General features: G+C 66.9%; 6 protein-coding genes and 2 pseudogenes. 1 reads left to right on the top strand and 7 read right to left on the bottom strand.

Features of this window, described 5'->3' with window-relative positions; all coding sequences use genetic code 11:
* Window positions 1-175 (top strand): annotated as a pseudogene (locus R6V09_RS41980) (glycerate kinase); the annotation flags it as partial.
* A gap of 69 nt (window positions 176-244) precedes the next feature.
* On the opposite strand, the gene pssA reads toward R6V09_RS41980, so the two are convergent.
* From pssA to R6V09_RS41945, 7 genes and pseudogenes are all read right to left on the bottom strand, one after another.
* On the bottom strand, window positions 245-1,063 hold the full coding sequence (pssA, locus tag R6V09_RS41975) for a CDP-diacylglycerol--serine O-phosphatidyltransferase (RefSeq protein WP_317886749.1): 819 nt from the start codon (window positions 1,061-1,063) through the stop codon (window positions 245-247).
* 22 nt (window positions 1,064-1,085) lie between these two features.
* Window positions 1,086-1,742: a phosphatidylserine decarboxylase gene (locus tag R6V09_RS41970; RefSeq protein WP_317886748.1), complete on the bottom strand. Its 657-nt coding sequence runs from the start codon at window positions 1,740-1,742 to the stop codon at window positions 1,086-1,088.
* 169 nt (window positions 1,743-1,911) lie between these two features.
* Window positions 1,912-3,117, bottom strand: a complete 1,206-nt coding sequence (locus R6V09_RS41965; RefSeq protein WP_317886747.1) for an acyl-CoA dehydrogenase family protein — start codon at window positions 3,115-3,117, stop codon at window positions 1,912-1,914.
* Between the two features lie 2 nt (window positions 3,118-3,119).
* Window positions 3,120-3,632 carry a MaoC family dehydratase gene (locus tag R6V09_RS41960; RefSeq protein WP_317886746.1) on the bottom strand — a complete coding sequence of 171 codons (513 nt, stop codon included), beginning with the start codon at window positions 3,630-3,632 and terminating at the stop codon, window positions 3,120-3,122.
* Window positions 3,633-3,637: 5 nt separating this feature from the next.
* Window positions 3,638-4,609, bottom strand: coding sequence for an HpcH/HpaI aldolase/citrate lyase family protein (locus tag R6V09_RS41955; protein WP_317772595.1), 972 nt, complete (start codon window positions 4,607-4,609; stop codon window positions 3,638-3,640).
* A complete protein-coding gene (locus R6V09_RS41950) occupies window positions 4,606-6,633 on the bottom strand; it encodes a protein meaA (RefSeq protein ID WP_317886745.1) in 2,028 nt (675 codons plus the stop codon). The genes R6V09_RS41955 and R6V09_RS41950 overlap by 4 nt, the downstream gene beginning before the upstream one ends.
* A 17-nt stretch (window positions 6,634-6,650) precedes the next feature.
* Window positions 6,651-6,871, bottom strand: a pseudogene (locus R6V09_RS41945) (crotonyl-CoA carboxylase/reductase); the annotation flags it as partial.

Here is a 6,871-nt window from a genome sequence, read left to right as displayed (position 1 = left end):
GGTCGTCGCCGTCTGCGGCCGGCTCGCGCTGCCGCCGCAGGCCCTGGGCCACGCGGGCATCCGCCGCGCCTACCCGCTGACCTCGGTCGAACCGGACGTCGTGAAGTGCATCGCGGAGGCGGGACCGATCCTGGAGCGGGTGGCGGAGAACATCGCCCGCGACTTCCTGGTCTGAGCGCCCGAGGAACGCCGAAGGGCCCCGAGCCAAGTGGCTCGGGGCCCTTCGTTTCGTCTGCTACGACCGCTACGGCTGCGCTGCTCGCGCCTCGCGCCGGTTGCCGCGGAAGTTGTTCACCCGGCGTGCCGTCGCGAACAGCGGGATCACCGCGCCCATGACCAGCTGGAGCGCGCAGCCCGTCTGCAGGAGCAGCTGACCGCCCGGGGCGTCGAACGCCCAGGATGCCAGCAGGCCCATCGACAGGACGATCCAGGCGAGCATCGCCACCGCGAGGCGGCCCCGCGGCTTCGGGTACTCGACCCGGCTCACCATCAGCCAGGCGGTGCCCAGGATCGCCATGAGCGTGGCCGCGAAGGGCAGCTCAAGCAGCACGATCGAGACCACCGTCAGCGCGCCGAACGGGGAGGGCATGCCCTGGAACATGCCGTTCGGCGGGGTCACGCACGAGAAGCGGGCGAGTCTCAGCACCACCGCAAGCAGCACCACGATCGCGCCGACCGCGGCCACTCTCTGGTGCGCGTCGTCCGCGACCATGCCGTAGACGAGGACGAAGTACGCCGGTGCGAGGCCGAAGCTGATCAGGTCCGACAGGTTGTCCAGCTCCGCGCCCATGGGGGAAGAGCGCAGTTTGCGGGCGACGAGGCCGTCGAAGAGGTCGAAGACCGCCGCGCACAGCATCAGGATGACCGCGGTGGCCGCGCTGTGGCGGGCCATGCCGGTCGACTCGTCGTTGCCCGTCAGGTGCGGGATCAGGATGCCGGTGGTGGTGAAGTACACCGCCATGAAGCCGCAGGTGGCGTTGCCGAGGGTGAGGGTGTCCGCTATTGAGAGGCGGAGAGAAAGAGGCATCTCCTCCTCGTCGTCCATCTCATCGGCCTCGGGCACCCAGCCCGCCTGTGTCTCCGGATCAACCACGGTCAATGCGAGTCACCCCAGCCACCGTCTTCTGACCGACTTCAAGGTCCACCTCGACACCCTCGGGGAGGTAGATGTCGACACGCGAACCGAAGCGGATCAGTCCGATGCGCTCGCCCTGCTCGACCTTCGTGCCCTGCGGGACGTAGGGGACGATGCGGCGGGCGACGGCGCCGGCGATCTGGATCATCTCGATGTCACCGAGCTCGGTGTCGAAGTGCCAGACGACCCGCTCGTTGTTCTCGCTCTCCTTGTTGAACGCGGGAACGAAACCGCCCGGGATGTGCTCGACCGACGTCACCGTGCCGGAGAGCGGCGCGCGGTTGACGTGGACGTTCAGCGGGCTCATGAAGATGGCGACGCGGGTGCGACCGTCCTTCCACGGCATGATGCTCTGCACCACACCGTCGGCGGGCGAGATGACCCGGCCCTGGGTGATCTCGCGCTCGGGGTCGCGGAAGAACCACAGCATGCCCGCCGCGAGCGCGGTGGCGGGTACGGCCACGGCCTTGGCGGCGCCGGACTTGCGCGCACGTACCAGGCTGAGGGCTGCGGTGGCGACGGTCGGCAGGAGCCACGGCGATGCTCCGCGCGCGAGGCGTACGCCTGCCAGGCTGTCGCGTGGTGCAGAGGTTTGGCTGTGGGGCATGGATGACCTTCGTAGCGGATGATGCCGCACTGTAACGGGGGACGGCGGCTTTCCCGGGATCGTACCGGTCGTGAGCCACAACTGGCTAAGCCAGTAAGTCGAGTCGGCGGCTGAAGAGCGTTGACGGGGTGTGATCTTCTTCTCGAAGAAAACACCCCGAAACGGACAATCAGCCCTGGAATCGATACTCTTCGAGCAACCTGCGCCCGATGATCATTTTCTGGATTTCGGCGGTACCTTCGCCGATCAACAGCATCGGCGCCTCGCGGTAAAGGCGTTCGATCTCGTACTCCTTGGAGAAGCCGTACCCGCCGTGGATCCGGAAGGCGTCCTCCACGACCTCCTTGCAGTACTCGGAGGCGAGGTACTTCGCCATCCCTGCCTCAAGGTCGTTTCGTTCCCCGGAGTCCTTTTTGCGCGCCGCATTGACCATCATCGCATGGGCGGCCTCGACCTTGGTAGCCATCTCCGCCAGCTTGAACTGGATCGCCTGGTGCTGGGCGATGGGCTTCCCGAAGGTGTGACGCTGCTGCGCGTAGGAGACGCCCAGTTCGAAGGCACGCTGAGCGACACCGCAGCCACGCGCCGCGACATTCACGCGGCCGACCTCGACTCCGTCCATCATTTGGTAAAAACCTCGGCCGGTCTGGCCGCCGAGCACCCGGTCGGCCGGAATCCGCAGGCCGTCCATGATCAACTCGGTGGTGTCGACGCCCTTGTAGCCCATCTTGTCGATCTTCCCGGGGATGGTGAGACCGGGCCGGACCTCCCCGAAACCGGGCTCCTTCTCGACCAGGAACGTCGTCATCGACTTGTGCGGCGCGGTGCCCTCCGGGTGCCCTTCGTCACTTCGCACGAGTACGGCGACGAGCGATGACGTACCGCCGTTCGTCAGCCACATCTTCTGACCGGTCAGGACGTACTCGTCGCCGTCCTTGACCGCCTTGGACGTGATCGCCGAGACGTCGGAACCCAACCCCGGCTCCGACATGGAGAACGCGCCCCGGATGTCGCCGGCCGCCATGCGCGGCAGGAAGTGGTCCTTCTGCTCCTGCGTGCCGTGCTGCTTGAGCATGTAGGCCACGATGAAGTGGGTGTTGATGATCCCGGACACGGACATCCACCCGCGCGCGATCTCCTCCACGCACAGGGCGTACGTCAGCAACGACTCGCCGAGGCCGCCGTACTCCTCCGGGATCATCAGGCCGAAGAGGCCCAACTCCTTGAGCCCGTCGACGATCGCTTGCGGATACTCGTCGCGGTGCTCCAGCTCGGTGGCGACCGGGAGGATCTCCTTGTCCACGAAGTCGCGGACGGTGGACAGGATTTCCCGCTGGATGTCGGTGAGACCGGCGGTCTGGGCGAGTCGCGCCATGGCTACTTCTCCGTCTGCTTCAGCTGGGGGCGGCCGGGCTGCTCGCCGCCGCGCTCCTTGATGTACGTCTCGGTCGGCACCATCACCTTGCGGCGGAACACACAGACCAGCGTGCCGTCCTGCTTGTAGCCCTTGGTCTCGACGTAGACGATCCCGCGGTCGTTCTTCGACTTCGACGGCGTCTTGTCGAGGACCGTCGTCTCGCCGTAGATCGTGTCTCCGTGGAAGGTCGGCGCCACGTGCTTCAGCGACTCGACCTCCAGGTTGGCGATCGCCTTGCCCGACACGTCCGGCACGGACATGCCCAGCAGCAGCGAGTAGATGTAGTTCCCGACCACCACGTTCTTGCCGAAGTCTGTTGTGTTCTCGGCGTAGTTGGCGTCCATGTGGAGCGGGTGGTGGTTCATCGTCAGGAGACAGAAGAGGTGGTCGTCGTACTCCGTGACGGTCTTTCCGGGCCAGTGCTTGTAGACCGCGCCGACCTCGAACTCCTCGTAGGTGCGTCCGAACTGCATGGTGCTCAGGCCTCCGGGGCTTCGAACTTGGACGTGCGCTCCATACCGGCGGCCCGGCCCTTGCCCGAGATGACGAGCGCCATCTTGCGGCTGGCCTCGTCGATCATCTCGTCGCCGAGCATCGCCGAGCCCTTCTTGCCGCCTGCCTCGGACGTGTAGTAGTCGTACGCGTCCAGGATCAACTCGGCGTGGTCGAAGTCCTCTTGAGAGGGCGAGAAGATCTCGTTGGACGCCTCGACCTGGCCCGGGTGCAGCACCCACTTGCCGTCGAAGCCGAGCGCGGCGGCCCGCTGGGCGACCGCGCGGTAGCCGTCGATGTTGCGGATCTGGAGGTAAGGGCCGTCGATCGCCTGGAGGTTGTTGGCGCGGGCGGCCATAAGGATCTTCATCAGGATGTAGTGGTAGGCGTCCGCCGGGTAGCCGGGCGGCTGCTCGCCCACGACCAACGACTTCATGTTGATCGACGCCATGAAGTCGGCCGGGCCGAAGATGATCGTCTCGACGCGCTGGGAGGCCGTCGCGATCTCGTTGACGTTGTTGAGGCCCTGCGCGTTCTCGATCTGCGCCTCGATGCCGATCTTGCCAACCTCGAAGCCCATCGTCTTCTCGATCTGCGTCAGCAGCAGGTCCAGAGCGACGACCTGCTGGGCCGTCTGCACCTTCGGCAGCATGATGCAGTCGAGGTTCTGGCCCGCGCCCTCGACGACCGTGACGACATCGCGGTACGTCCACTCGGTCGTCCAGTCGTTGACGCGCACGACCCGCGTCTTGCCCGTCCAGTCGCCCTCGTTGAGGAACTTGACGATGGTGTGCCGCGCCTCGGGCTTGGCGAGCGGCGCGCAGGCGTCCTCCAGGTCCAGGAAGACCTGGTCGGCCGGGAGGCCCTGCGCCTTCTCCAGGAAGCGCGGGTTGCTCCCGGGGACCGCGAGACAGGAGCGTCGCGGACGAAGCCGGTTCACGGGGGCGGGCGTGGTCATGCGGGGACCTCCAGAGGGTCGAGCTTGTTCGCTTTCCGGATCTCGTCGACGATACGGCCGATGATTCCCGTGATGTCGAAGTCCTTCGGGGTGAAGACCGCGGCCACTCCCGCGGCCCTGAGCTGCTCGGCGTCGGCGTTCGGGATGATCCCGCCGGCGATCACCGGGATGTCGGCCGCACCGGCCTCGCGCAGCCGGTCCAGCACGTCCGGCACCAGCTGCGCGTGCGAGCCGGACAGGATGGACAGGCCGACCGCGTGCACGTCCTCGGCGATGGCCGCGTCCACGATCTGCTCCGGGGTGAGCCGGATGCCCTGGTAGACCACCTCGAAGCCGGCGTCCCGCGCGCGTACGGCGATCTGCTCGGCGCCGTTGGAGTGTCCGTCCAGGCCCGGCTTGCCGACCAGGAAGCGCAGCTTTCCGGCGCCCATCTCGCGCGCCGTCACATCCACCTTGCGGCGTACCTCGGCCATCGCCGAGCCCTCCTCGGCGGGCACCGCGACGGGCGCCGACGAGACGCCCGTGGGCGCCCGGAACTCGCCGAACACCTCGCGCAGGGCCCCGGCCCACTCACCGGTCGTGACACCGGCGCGGGCGCACTCCAGGGTGGCCTCCATGAGGTTGTCGGTGCCCTTGGCGGCCTCCTTCAGCCGCTCCAGCGCCTTGCACGGGCGCGGGTGGTTGAACGGCGGCTGGTAGCGCGTGTCCCGCCAGTGCTGCAACGACTCGATGACCCGGGCCTCGACGGCCGGGTCGACCGTCTGGATCGCTGTATCGAGGTCGGCGGTGAGTGGATTGGGCTCGGTCGTGTTGAAGATGTTGACGCCGACGATCTTCTCTTGACCGGACTCAATACGACCGCGCCGCTCCGCGTGCGAGGACACGAGCTGCGACTTGAGATACCCGGACTCGACGGCGGCCATCGCGCCGCCCATCTCCTCGATGCGGTCGATCTCGGCGAGGGACTCCTCGACCAGGGAGGCCACCTTCGCCTCGATGACGTGCGAGCCCTCGAAGATGTCCGCGTACTCCAACAGGTCGCTCTCATGCGCAAGGACCTGCTGGATGCGCAGCGACCACTGCTGGTCCCAGGGACGGGGGAGCCCCAACGCCTCGTTCCACGCCGGGAGTTGCACGGCACGCGCGCGTGCGTCCTTCGACAGCGTCACGGCCAGCATCTCCAGCACGATTCGCTGGACGTTGTTCTCCGGCTGCGCCTCGGTCAGGCCGAGGGAGTTGACCTGGACGCCGTAGCGGAACCGGCGCTGCTTCGGGTTCTCGATGCCGTAGCGCTCCCGCGTGATCTCGTCCCAGATACGGCCGAACGCGCGCATCTTGCACATCTCCTCGATGAAGCGGACGCCCGCGTTCACGAAGAAGGAGATGCGGGCGACGACATCGCCCCTGCGGTCCTCGGGGATCTGACCGGAGGCGAACACCGCGTCCAGGACGGCGATCGCGGTGGACATCGCGTATGCGATCTCCTGGACCGGTGTGGCTCCGGCCTCCTGGAGGTGGTAGCTGCAGATGTTGATCGGGTTCCACTTGGGGATGTGGTTGACCGTGTAGCAGATCATGTCGGTCGTCAGCCGGAGCGAGGGAACCGGCGGGAACACGTGTGTGCCTCGCGACAGGTACTCCTTGACGATGTCGTTCTGGGTCGTCCCCTGGAGCTGGGTGATGTCGACGCCCTGCTCCTCGGCGACGACCTGATAGAGCGCCAGCAGCCACATGGCGGTGGCGTTGATCGTCATCGAGGTGTTCATCTGGTCCAGGGGGATGTCCTGGAACAGACGGCGCATGTCACCGACGTGGGCCACCGGCACGCCGACCCGGCCGACCTCGCCGCGGGCGAGGATGTGGTCGGAGTCGTAGCCGGTCTGCGTCGGCAGGTCGAACGCGACCGACAGACCGGTCTGGCCCTTGGCGAGGTTGCGCCGGTACAGCTCGTTGGACGCCTCTGCCGTGGAGTGACCGGCGTACGTGCGCATGAGCCACGGCCGGTCTTTCTGGCGCTCAGTCATGTACTGGACCTCAGCCCTCAGATGTTCCGGAAGCGGTTGATGGCGTCGATGTGCTGGGCGCGCTTCTCCTCGTCGCGGACACCGAGGCCTTCCTCGGGGGCGAGGCACAGAACGCCGACCTTGCCCTGGTGGAGGTTGCGGTGGACGTCGTAGGCGGCCTGTCCGGTCTCCTCCAGGGAGTACACCTTGGAGAGCGTCGGGTGGATCTTGCCCTTCGCGACCAGCCGGTTGGCCTCCC

The sequence above is a fragment of the Streptomyces sp. W16 genome, assembly GCF_033194735.1.
Taxonomy (GTDB): domain Bacteria; phylum Actinomycetota; class Actinomycetes; order Streptomycetales; family Streptomycetaceae; genus Streptomyces.
This window is presented reverse-complemented; position numbering and strand designations above follow the sequence as displayed.

What these genes read in the sequence shown, in the direction of transcription:
- R6V09_RS41950 (WP_317886745.1), bottom strand. Translation starts at nt 6,633, where the DNA reads ATGACTGAGCGCCAGAAAGACCGGCCGTGGCTCATGCGCACGTACGCC.
- R6V09_RS41955 (WP_317772595.1), bottom strand. Translation starts at nt 4,609, where the DNA reads ATGACCACGCCCGCCCCCGTGAACCGGCTTCGTCCGCGACGCTCCTGT.
- R6V09_RS41965 (WP_317886747.1), bottom strand. Translation starts at nt 3,117, where the DNA reads ATGGCGCGACTCGCCCAGACCGCCGGTCTCACCGACATCCAGCGGGAA.
- R6V09_RS41970 (WP_317886748.1), bottom strand. Translation starts at nt 1,742, where the DNA reads ATGCCCCACAGCCAAACCTCTGCACCACGCGACAGCCTGGCAGGCGTA.
- R6V09_RS41960 (WP_317886746.1), bottom strand. Translation starts at nt 3,632, where the DNA reads ATGCAGTTCGGACGCACCTACGAGGAGTTCGAGGTCGGCGCGGTCTAC.